General features: G+C 57.5%; 13 protein-coding genes and 1 pseudogene. 1 reads left to right on the top strand and 13 read right to left on the bottom strand.

What is annotated here, in order from left to right; translation table 11 throughout:
- Positions 1-597: 597 nt before the first annotated feature.
- From ehuB to ACNJX8_RS09520, 8 genes and pseudogenes are all read right to left on the bottom strand, one after another.
- Entirely contained in the window at positions 598-1,455 is an 858-nt protein-coding gene (ehuB, locus tag ACNJX8_RS09555) for an ectoine/hydroxyectoine ABC transporter substrate-binding protein EhuB (protein WP_439360397.1), read from the bottom strand.
- Between the two features lie 334 nt (positions 1,456-1,789).
- Positions 1,790-2,935 carry a thiolase family protein gene (locus ACNJX8_RS09550; protein WP_439360396.1) on the bottom strand — a complete coding sequence of 382 codons (1,146 nt, stop codon included), beginning with the start codon at positions 2,933-2,935 and terminating at the stop codon, positions 1,790-1,792.
- Positions 2,936-3,581: 646 nt separating this feature from the next.
- Positions 3,582-4,619, bottom strand: coding sequence for an aminotransferase class III-fold pyridoxal phosphate-dependent enzyme (locus ACNJX8_RS09545; protein ID WP_439360395.1), 1,038 nt, complete (start codon positions 4,617-4,619; stop codon positions 3,582-3,584).
- Between the two features lie 275 nt (positions 4,620-4,894).
- The gene (locus ACNJX8_RS09540; protein WP_439360394.1) at positions 4,895-5,701 is read right to left on the bottom strand and encodes a transporter substrate-binding domain-containing protein; all 807 of its coding nucleotides are present in this window, start codon (positions 5,699-5,701) and stop codon (positions 4,895-4,897) included.
- A gap of 500 nt (positions 5,702-6,201) precedes the next feature.
- Positions 6,202-7,212, bottom strand: a complete 1,011-nt coding sequence (locus ACNJX8_RS09535) for a LysR family transcriptional regulator (protein ID WP_439360393.1) — start codon at positions 7,210-7,212, stop codon at positions 6,202-6,204.
- Between the two features lie 183 nt (positions 7,213-7,395).
- Positions 7,396-7,896 carry a hydantoinase B/oxoprolinase family protein gene (locus tag ACNJX8_RS09530; RefSeq protein ID WP_439360392.1) on the bottom strand — a complete coding sequence of 167 codons (501 nt, stop codon included), beginning with the start codon at positions 7,894-7,896 and terminating at the stop codon, positions 7,396-7,398.
- Complete coding sequence (locus ACNJX8_RS09525) at positions 7,826-8,260, bottom strand: hydantoinase B/oxoprolinase family protein (protein WP_439360391.1); 435 nt, start codon at positions 8,258-8,260, stop codon at positions 7,826-7,828. Before ACNJX8_RS09525 ends, ACNJX8_RS09530 begins: the two co-directional genes overlap by 71 nt.
- Positions 8,217-9,072, bottom strand: a pseudogene (locus tag ACNJX8_RS09520) (hydantoinase B/oxoprolinase family protein). The gene ACNJX8_RS09525 and the pseudogene ACNJX8_RS09520 overlap by 44 nt, the downstream one beginning before the upstream one ends.
- 908 nt (positions 9,073-9,980) lie before the next feature.
- Here ACNJX8_RS09520 and ACNJX8_RS09515 point away from each other — a divergent pair.
- Complete coding sequence (locus ACNJX8_RS09515) at positions 9,981-10,637, top strand: GntR family transcriptional regulator (protein ID WP_439360390.1); 657 nt, start codon at positions 9,981-9,983, stop codon at positions 10,635-10,637.
- Between the two features lie 329 nt (positions 10,638-10,966).
- On the opposite strand, the gene ACNJX8_RS09510 is transcribed toward ACNJX8_RS09515, so the two are convergent.
- The 5 genes from ACNJX8_RS09510 to ACNJX8_RS09490 form a co-directional block, all read right to left on the bottom strand.
- The gene (locus ACNJX8_RS09510) at positions 10,967-12,241 is read right to left on the bottom strand and encodes a pyridoxal phosphate-dependent decarboxylase family protein (protein WP_439360389.1); all 1,275 of its coding nucleotides are present in this window, start codon (positions 12,239-12,241) and stop codon (positions 10,967-10,969) included.
- A gap of 782 nt (positions 12,242-13,023) precedes the next feature.
- A complete protein-coding gene (locus ACNJX8_RS09505; RefSeq protein WP_439360388.1) occupies positions 13,024-14,184 on the bottom strand; it encodes a M24 family metallopeptidase in 1,161 nt (386 codons plus the stop codon).
- Between the two features lie 580 nt (positions 14,185-14,764).
- Entirely contained in the window at positions 14,765-15,118 is a 354-nt protein-coding gene (locus ACNJX8_RS09500) for an alpha-hydroxy-acid oxidizing protein (RefSeq protein ID WP_439360387.1), read from the bottom strand.
- On the bottom strand, positions 15,054-15,317 hold the full coding sequence (locus tag ACNJX8_RS09495; RefSeq protein WP_439361861.1) for an alpha-hydroxy-acid oxidizing protein: 264 nt from the start codon (positions 15,315-15,317) through the stop codon (positions 15,054-15,056). The genes ACNJX8_RS09500 and ACNJX8_RS09495 overlap by 65 nt, the downstream gene beginning before the upstream one ends.
- A gap of 400 nt (positions 15,318-15,717) precedes the next feature.
- Positions 15,718-16,986, bottom strand: coding sequence for a pyridoxal phosphate-dependent decarboxylase family protein (locus tag ACNJX8_RS09490; RefSeq protein ID WP_439410320.1), 1,269 nt, complete (start codon positions 16,984-16,986; stop codon positions 15,718-15,720).
- Between the last annotated feature and the right edge of the window lie 78 nt (positions 16,987-17,064).

Below are 17,064 nucleotides of genomic sequence, written 5' to 3'. Positions count from 1 at the left end.
GCTTCTCCGTCCACCGAAACGGACGGGGGCAGCGACGCCAGGGCCACCTTTAGCCGGGCGAAATTGCGTGTCGAGGCGAGATGGGAGTTTTCCGATTGCGCATACCTCGAAAACGAATATCTGGACAATGTGAGCCGCAGACTAACGACGCGAGCTTTAGTGCCCTACTCATAATATATCTGCCCAATTCAAAATTGTTTGGAAGGAATTTGAGCGCGCCGCTCCTCGAAAGGCAAATACCAATTTTCGGACGCATCAATTCGCGATGGGAATGTATGCTACCTGTGGCGCTGCTTCACCTACGAGAACTTGCAGACCCAGAACTATCCCGGTTGCGAGAAGGCGACAGCTCAATAAGCGTCAATGGCTACACGCGTTCGGCAGCCGGCCGGTAATGCCGTCCTATGCCTCGACCTCAAAGCATTGACTCGTAAATTGCTCACTTGAATGAACTGTCAACGTCAGAGAGCTTCCCGCACACCGATGAAGTTCCTTGCGAGGCTGCCTGGCATGATCTGGTAACAGCGCTTATCGCGGATGACCGGAAACGCCATGTCACCTCAGCATGCTTGCGCACGTCCTTCGCTGCGGTTGTATCTACTCGCAGCTTGGGTCGACGTCGCTGGCTTTGGTAAACTTGCTAATGAGCTGCAACATGATATCGGCGTGCGGTACCTCGTATTTCGCGAATAATTGTTGAGCCGTTCCGTCTTTCAACAGTAAGTTAAGTTCCTTGTTAAATGCGTCACGGAAAGCTACGTCCTCTTTGCGGAACGCCCAACCTGATGCAACCACGGGTGCGTCTTTGGGAACGACAATTTCGAGGCGTTGCTTTTCCGGATCGGTGATAGCGAATTGACTCGCTGTATACGCATCCGCCCGGCCGCCGCTGACCGTGGCGACGCCCGCCTGAATATCAGGAACATAGATGATCTGTTCCGGCTTGACCCCTTGCTTGAGGGCGTACTGTTCATAGGGCGAACCCTTCCCGATCACTGCCAGCTTGAGATCGAGTTGGCGCGCAATATCACCAGCGCTGGTCAGGTGTTTCGGATTTCCGGCTCGTACAAACAATGCCGCGTGAGCTGCGTAAACCGGCGTCGAGAAAATCGCCCCCTTGCAGTACAATTCCGTGATGTTAAAGCCCGCACCAATGAAGTCGAACCGCTTAACCTGCAGTCCCGGAATCATGGCGGCCCAGTCAGCGAGCACCGGTGTGAGCGCTGGCAGGCCTAATCTTTTGAGCACCATGTTCTGCAGATCAACAAAGGATCCTGTCACCTCGCCGCTCGGCGCTACAATCATGTAAGGTGGCGCCGATGCCAACGCGACGGTCACCTTGCCGGCCTTTCGGATGGAAGCGAGCGGATCGTCTGCTCGCGTTAGCGTTGGAAAGAACTGGCCGGCTAACGTAAGCAGCAGAACCAGGAACGAGAGCTTTGGTGTCCCACCCATAAGGCCCCTCCATTCTGACCATGGTTCCAGTGTGGGCGAACCATCGCTGCCCAGACCAATACCAATTTAGGAAGGAGTCATTCCAGATCGGAAATCATGACAGTGACCTGGGCGATGGCCCAAGACCATGTTCTTGGGCAGAGTTTTCAGCGCAGATGCGGTGCATACGTGCGGCGCTCGGCTCATCGAATATGGTGAGCCACGTGCTCTCGTAGCGCCTAAGCCCGAATGCCGCGCGGGACGAGACACTACTCAAGAATTTGAAGCGGAGCGTCGCTGCTTGGCGGGTCCTTGCGGGGCTACCAAATTACCAAGTCAGGGCACGAGGGCGGCGCTAAGCCTTCTGGAACACATGCGCGTAGCAGACAGCGCCGGTCCCGACCATGTGAGCCAAGCCGATCTTAGCGCTCTTGTGCTGGCCAGTGCCCGCCTCACCACGCAGTTGTATCGTGAGCTCAGCGATCTGACCGACGCCAGTCGGGCCAAGAGGATGGCCCATGGCGATCAAGCCACCCGAGGAACTGACGGCTATCTGTCCGCCGATATCAAACGCGCCTTCTTTGAGCAGGTGGATGGCTTTGCCCGGTTCGCAGACTCCTATCGCCTCGATATACTGCAGCTCTTCGATTGTGAACGCATCATGGACCTCGACAACATCTATGTTTTGCGGTCTTAGGCCGGCTTGTTGCAGCGCATCGGCAACTGTGTCCTTCGTAATCGCTACGTCGGCCGCGGAATGCAGCCCGGCGCGTTCGCTCGAAACAGCGGATGCCGCGACACGGACTGCGCGCGCACCGTCGATGCTAAGGCGCTTGATGGCATCCTCTGAAGCGATGATCACGGCCGCTGCGCCTTCGCTGACGGGACAGCACTGCAACGCCGTCAGGGTACCCGATACCGGTTTGCCGGCCAGTATCTCGACAAGCGTGCGCGCCTGCTGACGGTGGGCGTTGGGATTGAGTGAGCCGTTACGATGGTTCTTGACCGCGACCAGTGCAATGTCTTCGGGCTTCACCCCGTGTTGGTGGACGTATTCGTTGGTCAGCAACGCAAAATGGGTGAAAGGAACGATCGCGTCCTCGGCCAAATTGTCGATGCCAGTCTTAGTATAGGCACGCTGCACGACGCCGGGCTTGTCGACACCGACCACCAGCGATACATCGGCAATGCCAGCCGCCACCTCAATGCAAGCGTGCCGGAACGCAGCGGAGCCTGAGGCTGAGGCGTTTTCGATGTGCACAAGAGGCCGGCCGGTGGCACCGAGATGCTTTAGCATCGCCCGGCCCGCCGCCATGCCAAGACGACCAGTGCCAATGTAAGATGACTCAACATCCGGCCAAGCGATGCCGGCATCCACGAGAGACTGTCGGATCGCCTGCAGCCCAAGTGCCACATACGGCTTCTCACTTAGTGGTTGATATCGGTGCCAGCCGATTCCGACAACGTAGACACTCCGTAAGTCCTTTAAGAATTTGGCCATGTTGGTCAGGTGCGCTATTGCTCAGAAGCTGGGGTAAAACGCAGGTCGAGAAGAGCGCCGCTGCCGGCGGAGACCAGCATGCTTACCATGAGTCGCCCTGGAGTTTGGGTGGGCTCGTCTGCGCCGATCAGGAGGCTGCGGATCATCGGCCCATCGTCGAGCTTGATCGAACCAACCGTGTAGGGCACTTCTCGGGGTTCGGCATGGTCAGCCCGCGCAGGCGGATTGTGGATGTGCACCCTTGCTGATGCGAGCAACCTGCCGGAACCGCTCAGAGCGAGGGCTGCAAGGCATCGCCACGTTCTCCACATACCTCACAACCGTTGCAGCGGAAAAAACACGTAACCGCAGTGTGCGCACTTGCCACCCTTCAGCGATGGGTATTTCGGTGCAGACGTCGTGCCTTGCATGGCGTACAGGGTCGGCTTCAGAAATCTAGGCATTGTATCAGACTTCCTTTGTAGCGATTGAGCTCTCTGCGCTCCCGCGGATCGTTTGATGTGGGTTGCCACTTACCTGATCGCTGCGCGAGCAGCCGAGCAGTGAACTGATTGTCATTTCGAGAGCATTGCTGTCTCGGGGGAGACTGAAGGACCTCTTGAGTTCTTTTGGAGTCAGTTCTCGGCACAACGTCTTGGCAAGGTCTTCAGCCATTCACCTGCCGCGCGGCGTCTTTCCAGTACGGTGCCCTGAGTGCTTTCTTATCCACCTTGCCTAAGTTGGTCAGCGGCAAGGTCTCAACCAGCTCAACTGATTTCGGGGTCTTCACTGGGCCCTTCAACTCTTTAGTGAAAGCGATGAGTTCGTCGGAGGAGACATTTTGGCCTGGACGAAGTACGACAAAGGCTTTCACCGCCTCACCCCATTTCGCGTCCGGTATACCGATAACCGCTGCCGACGCGACGCTCGGGTGCTGCGTCAGGGCATTCTCGACTTCATTTGGATAGACGTTGAAGCCGCCCGAAATGATCATGTCCTTCTTGCGGTCCACGATGAAGAAGTATCCCTGTTGATCCTGGTAAGCGAGATCTCCGGTGTGTAGCCATCCGCCACGCAGGGTGTCTTCGGTCAGCTCCGGCTTTTTCCAATAGCCTGACATGACCAGTGGGCCGCGAAGGCCGATTTCGCCCACCTCGCCAGGGGATACGGGTTTGCAACTATCATCCAGCAGCTTGACATTGATGCCGGGATACGGCGTGCCGGCCGATTCCAGGCGCTTGTCGTCAGCCGTCAGGTGATCCTCCTGGCTCAGGAACAGAATGGTAGCAGGGGCCTCGGTCTGACCATAGCCCTGGAAGAACACTGGACCGAAAACACGTAGCGCTTCACGAAGCCGGGTCAGAGCATAAAAATTTGCTTCCGAGCCATCAGCACAGTACCTGACCGACGCCGCACAAGGCACCAACTGACAGATTCTGGCCGCAAGCTCGTGAGCAGGCTCATTCATGAGATAATAATGCGTACCCTTCGACGCCTGCTCCGCGATCGCTGATACGACCCTGGGATGCGCATGGCCCAGAACCATTGGTCCCGCGCCCATCAGGTAATCAGCGTAACGTCGTCCATCGGTCGACCAGATCCACGGTCCCTCACCTCGCGCGACGGTGAACGCCACCTCGTCGGGCGGACTGAATCGCCCAAGAGCGCCTCCAGTAAGATAGTTGCCTTTCATGAGCGTACGCATCGGGTCTGCTCTTCATTTCTTACTTGAGTTAATATCACGCGCGCAGCGAAACACCCCTTTGCGAACGTGCGAAAGCGCAGCACATTCGTTTCTCCTGGACCACCGCCGCGCACCTGAGATCAAATGCCGTAAGCATTCGAGACGGTTTGGCCTGATGGCCTCGATTTGTGAGCAGTTGCACCGATCTGGATCAAGCCGGCGCGAGTCCAAGCCGGTGAAAACTCCAAGATCGCCCCGCCATTCCCTTAGTCGCAGCTTGGTACAACATCACTGGCCTAGTTGAGCTTGGCGAGCAATCGGGCCACGGTATCCCCGTTAGGAATCTCGTACTTCTCGTAGAGCTTCTGGAGCCTGCCATTTCTGAGTAGCGGGATGAGGTGCTCGTTGAATGCATTGCGGAAACTTTTGTCTTCCTTTCGGAAAGCGATTGCCGAGCCAAACACTGGCGACTGTTCGTCCGCGACCACTTCGAGGCCTTGCTGCTCAGGATGTGTAATACTGAATTGACCGATGAAAAATGCGTCCGACCGACCGCCGCTAACCATTGCGACGCCAGCCTGAATGTCAGGGACGATCGTAATCTGCTCAGGCTTGCCCCCCTGCTTCAGGGCGTATCCCTGATAGCTGTCGAGGCCCGGCAGTGTTGCCGCCTTGATGTCGGGTCGACTCGGAACATGCGCGAGGGCTGTCAGATGCCTCGGATTTCCGGGCAGGACATATAGCCCCGTTTTGGTTGCATAATAGGGCGCCGAAAAGATCACTGCCTTGCAGCGAGCTTCCGTGATGTTGAGGCCTGCACCAACGTAGTCGAACTGGTGGGCCTGCAGACCGGGGATCATAAAGTCCCAACCTGTGAGCACTGGCGTAAGCGGCGGCAGTCCCATTTCCTTCAAGACCATATTCTGCAGGTCAACGGAAGAGCCCGTTGCCTCGCCGGTCGGCGACACGACAGTGTAAGGATGGGCCGAGGACAGGGCTACCTTGAGCTTGCCCGCATTGCGAATCGAAGTGATAAGAGGGTCCTGTGATTGGGCAAGCGTCGTAAACGAATAGCCGGCCAACGTGAGCAGCAAAACCAACAAAGAGAGTATTAGTGTTGTACGCGTAGTCTCTCCGCCATTCAAAATTCGTTCAACAATGTGAGCGCACCGCTGCCGCCCAGACAAATACCAATTTCAGACGTGTCCATGCCCGATAGGAATGAATGCTGGCGCTGACGGTGCCTACCAAGAGAACTCCAACGGGCGGGCGTTGCGATCGAGCTCTAAACAGCGCTCGGTCTAACCCGAAGAGCTAAATGGTCATTAATCCCCGGTGGCCGGCGCTGCCGCACTGAGGGTCGATCTCGCAGCTTCGGCCGAGGCTCTCCTGTAGTTGCGGAGGTCGGTTAAGGAACTGCGATTCCACGTCGACCGGCAGCGCAGCCGGTCCCTGAACTTAGAGGCAATGATGATGGGTTCGCCAACCTGTCCCTGATAGTCTTCAACCTGTCGACTTCGCGACCGAAGCGGCACCAAGCTAATTTTCTTCGTAACTCCGGATCGAGTACCGGTTCCAACCGAGCAGCAAGCGGTTATGCGGCTTAGCACCGGCTTGAGGCCGCTTCGCGCCGCAAGGAAGGCGTGTAGACACGCTGCTCAGCGGCCACGTGCGTGCTGGGCGGCTGATGGCTGAGCATGGGGCGGGTCATCGGAAGCCACTGCTCGTGCTGCTGGAGCGATTCCAGAATCACACTCATTGCCAGTTGCGTGACGGGACCCCATTCATGCGAGCGGCACGCCACAGAAGTCCACCAGTGGATCGGCGAGCCTTCGAGCGGCCTCCAGATAAGCTCACCTGATCCTGCCTGTCCGCTCCGCTTTAGCAGCCTCTGGGCGGCGAGAGTCACCGCTTGCTCGGTCATCAACAGAACGGCGGCAGTCATTTTAACGCCGTGCAGGAGTTTCGGTGGTACGTACCCTCCGATTCGGCAGAGCTCCAAAATCTCGTCGTGAAGGCCAGGTGCGTGGTCGCGCGGAAAATGGACGAACGGGTACGGCTGCAGGTCTGACAATCGCAAGATCTCTCGACATGCAAGCGGATGCTCGTTGTGAATTAGGACGCCTAGCGATTGGGCCAACGGAGCCGATACTTTTGATCCCCGCATATCGAACGGGTGGTGGAGGAGGCCAACGTCGATTTCCCCGGCGGAAAAAAGCCGCTGCTGCTCCGACGTGCTCGCTTCGGAAATCTCCACCTTTATGTGTTCACTATGGAGTTTACCGACCAAATGAAGCAGCGCGGTCCGTGACGTCTCAGGTGGCAGAGCGATGCGCAAACGCCTCGATTGGCTTGGCGACTCCGCGCGCACCACGTTTATTACGGAATCAAATGCCTGGACTGCCGCGCTGACCTCCGGCAACAAGCGTTGCCCCGCCGCAGTAAGGGTCACCTTTCTGCAGGAGCGGTCGAACAGGCGTATCCCGAGTTCTCGCTCCATGTCGGCGATTCGCTTTGACAGCGGCGGCTGGCTGATGTGCAGGTCTTGAGCTGCCTTCGCGAAGCTTAGTGCCTCAGCCACAGTAACGAAGTAACGAAGATGCCGGATGTCCATCTGTCATTCTCTATGGAGAGCGAACAAGTCACTGTTCCCGCGCAAGATGTCCTCGGACCAACTCGCTTGCTCGATTTCAACTGTCTGATGACGCACCATGGTGGTCTGATTGCGCATATGCGTCAGGCTGATGGTGCGCTCGTGACTTCGTTGGCATCGCTCGCGATAATCGCCGTGGCAACCTCATCTCAAAATCGACGGTCGCGACGCGCGTAGTTTCTGCGTAATTGCTTCGTTGATGCTGCGCCTGTCGCGCGCGATGGCGACACCGTATTCCCGTTGTGCTGCATCAACGCTCACAATGCCATCGCGCACGTCGCGCAATACCCTCGATGGGTCGCGTGTTTTTGGATCGCCATATCCGCCGCCACCCGGCGAGCGAGCGTGGTACGTCGCAGCCTCGTATCGTTCGACCCCGTATCTGGGTGGGTGCACGACTGTGCCGTCTGCCTGTGTGATTTCCATTTCTCCACCGGCCCCCGCTTTCCCGCCCGCAGCGCCGAGCCCTGATGGCGGCCCCACTCCTTCGCTGCAGAAGGCATAATCTGCCGGCGTGCAGATCTCGACCTCGTAGTCGCATCCTGCTCCGCCGCGAAAGCGGCCGGGCCCGGCGCTATCGCAGCGCAGCTCCTGGCGGCGAAAGCGTACCGGGTAAAGATGCTCGTACGTCTCGAGGTTTGGCAACGCCAGGCCGCCAAAGGGTAATAAGACCGCCGATGAGATGGAAACCGTCGCGGCCCTCGATCGCACCTCCGGCCGGCGCTGCCGGCCACTGGTACATGACGTAGCGCGCGCCGCCGGGGTGCAGACCGGTCGTGATGGAAGGTATTCCCTTCGACCAGACGGCCGAAGCGCGCTCGGGGAGAGCCTGTCCAAGCACGTTCCAAACAACTTGAACGATTTCATGTCCCACGAAATTCGTATTCATTGTCATTGGTGCGGGTGGACGCGCATTCACCAGCGTGCCTTCCGGTAGCCTGATCGAGACGCTGCGGAAGGCCCCTTCATTTTTGGGCAGGTCCGGTTCGAAGAACGAGGCCAGTGCCAATGAACACTGCCGATGTGGTATTGGCGATCGAACTGTTCTTGAAGCCCTTCACCTGAGGCGACGTTCCTGCGAAGTCGATGACCAGGCCTGTCTCACCTACTGTCAGCGTCACCACGATGCGGCCGTCGATCGGTTCAAAGCAATCGTTGTCGACTTTTTCCTCCGCTGTCCAGACGCCCTTGGCCAGCCGGGAAAAACTAGCCCGGAAGCGCCGGTCCGGTGATCCAGCACAGCTTCGAAGAACTCACCGGCTCGATGCGATCCTAGTTCCTCGAGAAGTAGCGCGAGGCGTTCCGCGCCGATCTGGGTCGATCCGATCATAGCGCGCAGATCGCCATCAAGGGCCTCGGGCAGTCGCGTATTGAGCAGCAGCAGGCGCCACAGATCCTCGCGCGTGCGTCCGCGATCGACAAGTTTCAGGACCGGCAGCCGGATGCCCTCCTGAAAAATCTCGGCGGCGGCCGAGTTGTAGGTGCCGGCGGCCCCGCCCCCAATGTCGGCCTGATGCGCCCGATTGCAGGCGAACGCAACCAGCTTGCCCGCCACAAACACGGGCCGAGCGATGACCAGTCGGGCAGGTGGTTGCCTCCTGCCGTATAAGGATCGTTGAGCAGGAACACGTCTTCCGGTGCGATCGCGTCCGCAAAGTCGCGCAAGATCGCGCGAACCGCGAACCCGCCTCCGCCGGTATGGATAGGAATGCCGTCGGCCTGGCTCATCACACGGCCGTGCGCGTCGGCACTGAAGCAGGAGAAGTCGTGGCTTTGGCTGGAAATTGGCGAGCGGGCGGTGCGCGTCATGACCCACCCCATCTGCTGCGAGATGTGATCCAGCCGGTTCTGCACCAGCGCAAGGGTAATAGGATCCAGAGCGAGAGTCATGCGATGCCTCCGATTTGGAGGAAGTCGTCAGCCTTATTGACTTCAGCAGGTCCTTCGGCGCGACTAGCAGGGTTCTCCTGCGCTCCTCCAAGCAAGAGCGGTCCTTGCAGTTTGCAGCCCGATCGAAGATCCACATCGTAGACTGAGAACTCCCGCCAAACGTGCCTCGGATCAAATCACAGTCGATTTTTTCGCTGAGCAGGTTTAGACGTGTGCCGTGGCTCTGTACTGAAAGGGGTGACCACTCGAGGCTACGGCGATGCCTGACCACCCTCTGCACCATGATGTCGAGGCGATCGCCCGACTGGATGTGCCGAAGCAGCCGCTGATGTTCCGCTTCGAAGACCCGACGTGCTGCTACTGCTTCGGAGCGGTTGACTTTCAAGGCAATGCGCACAGGCCATTGGGGCCCGTGATCGATCTCCCCGGCACACACATTTCGTGGTCAATCTATGAAAGCAACTTCCTTTGCGATGCCCGCACCCTGGCGCCAGGGACCGATGAATTATCGGCACGGCTTTTAATGACACCCCAAGGGAAAGATGCGACCACAATGACTAGGGATCGAAGTCGGCAAGTTCATGCGCCCGCGCGAGACTCCTTACTTCCTCGCGCTCCCAAATTATGCGGGGGAATGTCGAAAGATCTAATATGCTCGGCAATTGGGGAACGATCCCGCGCGGGCGAAGCAAGAGTCCAGTCCGACTAGTTGACGCTAGGGGGACCCGAATAATTAGAAGGTCCCAAATAACTCGGATCACTTGAGGGCCGGTTCGTTGACCGGTGCGATTGATTTAATAATATGTCGAGTGGCGCGACCAAGCCTTTGGATGTGTAATATGAACGTGAAGAGGCCGTCTACGAAAACCGATTATGTCTACGAAGCGGTCAAGAATGAAATCTTGGAAGGAAGACTTTCTCCAGGTACGCGATTGCGTCTGGCCGCACTCGCCTCTCGCTACAACGCGAGCATGCTCCCGGTCCGGGAAGCTCTGTACATGCTTCGGCGCGATGGGCTCGTAGTAAGTGAGAGCCATAAGGGCGCAACAGTCTCCGATGTGTCGATGAAGGAGCTGTACGACATAGTCGCAACTGGTAGTTACCTTCAAATCCTTGCAATGACCGAGGCTATTCCGTATCACACCGAAGATACAATCTCGATGCTGACAGAGCTCCACGAGAGGTTAAAGAAGACGAACGTCGGGAGCAAATATAGCCAGCTAAATGATGAATTCCATCCATTGCTCCGCGCGCCTTGCAAGAATGAATTTCTCAAGAACAAGATTTACGAGATTGCGACTCATTTCTTTAGACGTGGATCGAAATCTATCTTCGAGCTTCGGCCTGAACGGCGCGCTAGCTCCAATATTGGACATGAAGCGATGCTCGATGCCGTGAAAGCGAGATCAGCATCCAGGTTTCGGAAGGCGGCGACAGCTTATCGGGAGGGTGCGCTGAGCGCGTGGCAAGACGTCATCGATGAGGCTCAGGGCTGACTCTTTAACAAGTTCGCTTTCCCGCTCCAAAGGAGGGTACTGCATCGTGTCGACACGACCTCGCCGCAAGAGGCATCTGAATCATTCCTCTAGTTGTATTCATCGGCGCCGGCGGCCTTGCGGTGTAGTGCTCCATCATCCGATCAGGTCCAGTGCAGTGAGGTGGCGCGCTCGAAGCAGCTCTTTCCGGTCAGCTCTTCTCGCTATGGTTCGACGCGAACTCGCGATCGATCGAGCGCCCGGGTTGGACCAATCTCCTGCTTCAGATTGATGATCCGATCCGGTCTGACGTGAGCCGACTATTCTGAATAGGGCCAGCTCGCCTGCGATCATGTCCCGTACCTGTCTTCTTCGGAAGTTCCGGAGGTTCGACCGCTATTCGCGTTGACGACTGACTGCTTCAGATCGTCTGCCAATTCGCGCACGATAGCGCTGTGCGTATAATTTAGGAGGAGGTTCATCCCCACGGGATCGACGAGTTGGGAGATTTTCCAGCCCTTGTCCATCAAGTCTTGACGAATAGCGCGCATATCGGCGCCGTCAGCCGCGCCAATTCCGACAATGCCCGCCTTGGGCCTGCCAAGGATGCGCAGCCCGTCTATAGAGTTGATCTCGGAAACGAGTGCGCGACGCGCTTCTATGATCTTTTTCACTCGCTCACGGTAGCCCGTCCGCCCGAGAAAATTCATAACGGCCCATGCCGAAGCCACGGCGCCACCAGGCCGCGATCCGGCAATCGTCAGGGTCACGAATTCACCGGTCGGCCACGCATCGAAGAAGAAGCGCTGATATTGTTCCAAACGCTTGTCGGCCAATAACAGCAGCGACGCACCACGGCTTGTGTAGCCGTATTTATGCAGATCCGCCGAAATAGATCTGACACCCCCTACCGTGAAATCGAAAGCGGGAATGTCATCAAATTCCTTTGCGAACGGTAGGAAGAACCCGCCGACGCATGAATCGACATGCAGCCATAGCGCTTTCTCATTCGCGATCTGCGCAAGGTCCGCAATTGGGTCGACGCTACCCGTCGGGTAGGTCGGCGCCGATCCAACGATCATGATCGTATTCTCGTTGACATGCTGTCGCAGCGCCTCGACATCGGCGCTGAACTCAGAATTTGATCTCACGCGCACTGCTTTAAGCCCGAGGAGTTCGGTCGCCTTGTTGAAAGCTGGATGGGCGGTGTGGCTCATGAGGATTTCGGGCACCGTCTTGGTCGGACGCTCCGCCTCCGCCCAGTTCTTGGCCGCTCTTACCGCAAGGATAATGCTTTCGGTTCCCCCCGAGGTAACTGTTCCGAACGCATTCGCATCTGCCCCTAGAAGGTCCAACGCCATGCCGACCACGTCCGAGGACATCCGCACAAGACTGGGATAAAGCGCGTTGCCGTAAAGCAGATTGTCGCCGTGGAATTGAGCATAGGTGTCGCGGGCGAGCCGAAAGACGTCGTCACCGGCGTAGTAGGCAGCTTTCAAATTACGCGAATTATTCCAAACGAAGTCCTCGCGTCTTTGGTCATCCAAACGCGCGCGGATGTCCGCCTCGGACAGTCCGTGCTCTGCAAACCGCTGGTCTTCTGATCTAGCAAGGGTCAATTTCATGTTCCCGTATGTTGGTTAGGTCTTTGAATTGCAGTGGCCAGATGTTCTGCTTAACAAGTTAATGCAAACAGCAGAACTAACAACAAGGGCTTCGCATAAGGCCCCTGTCATTCGAAGTTCAATCAATTCTAAATTCACCAACACGCTGCCATTGCCGCCTTCGCAGACACGAATACCAAATGGGAGAAATTCCAGATTGGAATTGCATCCGATCAGCTTGGGCCACGTGTTGTGGAGCTCATTTAGACTAAAAGGACGCAATTTGGCGCGCTACCCGATCCGGGCACATCCTGGACCCGCCGTAAGCTTCTCTTCGAGAAGCGTCGCGCCGAGACTTGCACGAGTTCCACGAGGGGGTCCCCACGTGGATGATGGCCTGCGATCTGCTGAGGGTAACTGTCGGCCTGTCCGTGAATTAGTCCTTGCTCGATCGCATCGCCCTCTGATGCAGAACAGAGGCAACGGCAACGGTTCGCAGGATTTTTCGAGGCCTATTGCAAGCTTCCGAGGCGTCATGGCACCTCGGTTCAAGAGCTTGACAGATTCTTCGCAGCCGACGAATGAATGCAAATTGCGGAAGGCACCCGGGGACGAGTGAAGGTTCTTTAGACCCGGCACGGCAGCTAACCGGTCCGCTTTCGTCTTGTGTGAAGGAACCTCCGCGCCGCCATGAGCCCCTACCAATAGCAATCGGGCAGGTTACTTAAGCAGCGAAGGCGACAAGTGAAATTGTCCCGGCCACGGAGACGTTATGCACTCACCCTATGAGATCGAGGCTTCCCTTACAACTGTATCGGCTGGCCAATGATCGGGATCTCGCGAGGCGCGAACCCCATAGTCAATAAGCGTGTCCCCTGCTCGGTTACGACGAAAGGATCTTCAAGGTGATACATCGCGCCGTCGGAGTCGGTGACCATCGGCTCGATGTTGAATACCATGCCCGGTTCCAGCTTGGCTTTTTCGCCGGGCCGGATCATCGGGAATTCGTGAGATTCAATGCCGTAACCATGACCGACCCAGGCCATCTTGAAGTTCAGCCCCAGCTTTTCAGCCTGTTCCTTGCAGAAGAAAAAGGGGTCTTCCGCCCCCATACCTGGCCGAATCATGTTGATGGTCGATGCTTGGAGCTGCCAGAGCTTGCGGTAGGTGTTCCGTTGCAGCAGTGTGGGCTCTCCGGTTGAATAGGTCCGCGCGAAATCGCTGCCCCACGCGCCGTATCTGCCACCAACATCAAGGCGTATGATCTCGCTCTTCAATGGCACCCGATCAGCAGGGCGGGCGTGATTGAAAGACGATCGCGGGCCGCTCCCGAAAATCAGAAACCCGACTTCCTCAGCCCCATTGTTGACGATACCGTCACCGATTCGATTCGCCATGACTCGCTCAGTCTCGCCCAGTTTATTCGCGCTCATCGCATCCAGCACCGCTCGATGCGTTTGCTTCGCAGCCTGCTCTAGCAGCTCGATTTCACCCGGCAACTTGACTGCGCGAATTGCGGCAATGTTCTCGCTGGTGTCGATAAACTGAACATTGGGCAGCCTGCCCGCAAGTCGCGCATGCGTGGCGGCGGGCAGGTAATTGAGATCGATACCAATTGTGCCGTGGTCCTTCCCAATATCAACGAGCACGTCTGCGAGTGCGTCCGCCGGGTGATTTGCGAACTCCATGTAAGTGCGAATGTCCTTGATCCAGCTCTCCTCACTCATCTGCTTGCGCTCGGTGGTAGCAACGAGCGCCATGGGGTGCCCGGCTTCAGGCAGGACAACAAACGCCTGCCGTCTTAGATGCTTGACGCTCATAAGGCAGACGTTGGATACGTAAACGAAATTCTCAGGGGCTGTGGCGATAACTGCGTCGACGCCCAATTTGCCAGCCAGGTTCCGAAGAGCTGACGTGTCGGGCAGTGGAGATGTTGACTTCGTTTCCAAGACAAATTTGTCCATGGCCTTTGAGCTCCCCAGAGCTTATAAGTGGTGCAACGAATTGTGGACGAACCGGCCTGGCGAGACCAATACCAATTCTGGTGGAGGCAATATCAAGTTGGAATGGGCGGCAGTCGTCCGCCGGGAAGCTATCTTATAAGCGATTGCGGACCGGTGCGCCGCGGCGTCCGCACCTCCAAGCGCAGGATTTGCGCGCGATCACTCGGACCGACCCGCGCGCAATGTGTTGAATAGATTCGACCGCTTCCTCGGCCCCTTCGCGCCGGAGTCGCCAACAAGAGATGGTATTTGGCCGCAGCGACTGGACCTTGAATTGGGCATCCGAGGTCTTCCAGACTACTGAATGGGAAGGCCCCGATCGGAGTCAAGAAATCATCACTCGCTAACAACGGCGGACGAGCGCGCTGCGCCGCCACGTGTCAGCCAAGGATCAATTTGCTCATAGGATGCGCAACCCATCATACTCAAGAACGGCTCGCGTATTGCTTCCCCTGGCGGCACAGGGCTCCCATCCTCCCAGTATCGGCACGCCGCCATTCAACAAGAACCGCGATGCCCATCCCGGATGACGCAACAGATCCTAGATAACGGAAGGCCGTTGCCGCCAATCCTTTGGACCTCCCGAGTACCAGACGCCCGTACGCTGCGCCGATTCATTTCGATTGGGCACTGGAAAATCCACGGTGAGAACTAGGACTCGGACGCCGGCGTCGCGAGCACGGTTCACACCGTGTTGAGTCTTTCGGGACGTAGAGTTGAAACACGTGTAGTCGGGTGCCACGCGCGCAACACGCTCGACTGAACTGCCGGCCATCCGGGACAGCATGAAGGGGATATCTGCCTCGCGCGCAACCTCCGCCAAGATCTCGTCAGCGTTGGACCAAAAGACCCATGACGGCAGATATCCTGAAGGGAAGTGAATATCTCCTGCCAAACATCGTTCGCTCGGTGGAGACAGGTGTCACCTTGATCAGTGATCGCGCAAGCAACGTGAACTGCTGCCAACCATCGATGTTCCGGCGTAATCCAGCTCCATTTCCGCCGCCCGTTTCGACGAAGCTGGGTGACGAAGTCCGGCAAGTTCCGCAATGCCAGTTGGCGCATATCCTGCAGGTTGAGCGCGGAATTTCCATTGTCATGATGTAAACCAGAGTGGCTTGCGGGCGGACGACCCTTTGAATCTGGCTGTGCTTGCCGTGACCGGCCATCGGCGCCACGAAGCTCTCGACTGCGCCAGTTGCTGCGGCTGGTCGTGTGCATCATTTGCACCGTTTTGACCATTGGCCGTCAAGCACCTCGGCAGCTGCTTCGGGCATGTTCCAATAACCCTTTAAAGATCACGCTACCCCAGCTATCGAGTTCGCGCGTCCACCGCGAGATCGAGCTTGCCGATCACCGCGGGCACGCCTTCAGTCGTTGAACAATTGACTGGCGGTGGCCACGCCCGCCAAAGTCGACAGCGCGACGGTTCGTTTTTTGGTAAGTCATCTGCCCAGAAGGGAATCACTTGTAGAGCTGTCCCCCTCCCGGACCTTAGTAGGAGCGGTGATCAACGTTGCCAACCTCTTGCGTGCTGCGCACATGCTCGACGGCTTCAGCAAGATCGATCAAGTACTGATCGAGCGCAGGGGTCATCGCGGGATTGAGCACGACATGGATCGCCTTTGGCGTGGTCGATCTACCGACGAACCAGCCCTTCTTGCCCATGTGCTCCGCGACGGCATAGACGTCGACTCTCGGGTCGATCGAATCGTACATCAGGATGCACAGATCGCCGGGTTCAAGGACTCGAAGTCCCTTGATCTTCTGCACACCGGCGATCAGCCGCTTCTTCGTGTCCATAATCACTCGCGCGATCTCGCAATAGCCTTCATGGCCGAGCGCATTCATCACCGCCCAGGCCGACGCGATGGGGCCAGCCGCCCGGCTGCCCTGGAAGGTATGTGACAGGAATGAGCCGCGTGGCCAGTTACTGAATTCGAAGCGGTGGTACTTCTTGTTCTCAGCATTGGCCAGGAGAAACAAGGACGCGCCCTTCGCGGCGAAGCCATACTTGTGTAGGTCGGCGGACAAGCTGGTGACGCCGGGGACCGACAGGTCGAACGGCGGAATCGGGTTGCCGATTTCGCGCACAAAGGGCGCGAGAAATCCGCCGACACAAGCATCCACGTGCAGCCACAGGCGGTGCTTCTTTGCGAGCGCTCCAATCTCCTCGATGGGATCGATGACGCCATGCGGATACCCAGGAGCCGAGGCGTAGAGCATACATGTGCGCTCATCGATCGCTGCTTCGAGCGCCTTGATGTCGGCGCGGCGATCCGGTCGCAGCGGCGTGCGCACCGTCTCCATCCCGAGATAGCCAGCAGACTTATCCACGCTCACGTGTCCCGAATAAGCCATCACGATCTTTGGGCGCTCGATACCTTTCTCGGTTCGCGCCCACTCTCTTGCGGACTTCAACGCGAGAAAGATGCTCTCAGTTCCGCCGCTGGTGAACGTCCCTCCCGATTGTGGGCCACCGCCGAGAAGATCCAGTCCCATTTCGATGACTTCTTTCTCGAGCTGGGCGACGCTCGGAAATGCCGTGCTGCCCATCGCGTTCTCGTTGAAGAACTCCATGTAGGCCTCGTGCGAGATCCGCAGAAGCTCCTCGGTGTAGTAGTAGACATAGACGGGAAGGCGCCCTTCCTTCCATTTGGCGTCACCCTTCTTTAGGTCGCGCAGGTGAGCCTTGAGGTTATTCCAATCGGAACCGGTCTGGGGCAGTGTGGTCATGTTTCGTATTCCATGTTGAAAGTTCAATAGGACGCCGCACAACCTAGACGCTGCGGACCTGCTAAATCGTGGAGTTCGTCGATGCCGCATCCATCGTATGTGATG

Source organism: Bradyrhizobium sp. SPXBL-04, assembly GCF_051853035.1.
GTDB lineage: Bacteria > Pseudomonadota > Alphaproteobacteria > Rhizobiales > Xanthobacteraceae > Bradyrhizobium > Bradyrhizobium zhanjiangense.
The sequence above is the reverse complement of the archived record's forward strand: the minus strand, read 5'-3'. Positions and strand labels throughout refer to the sequence as shown.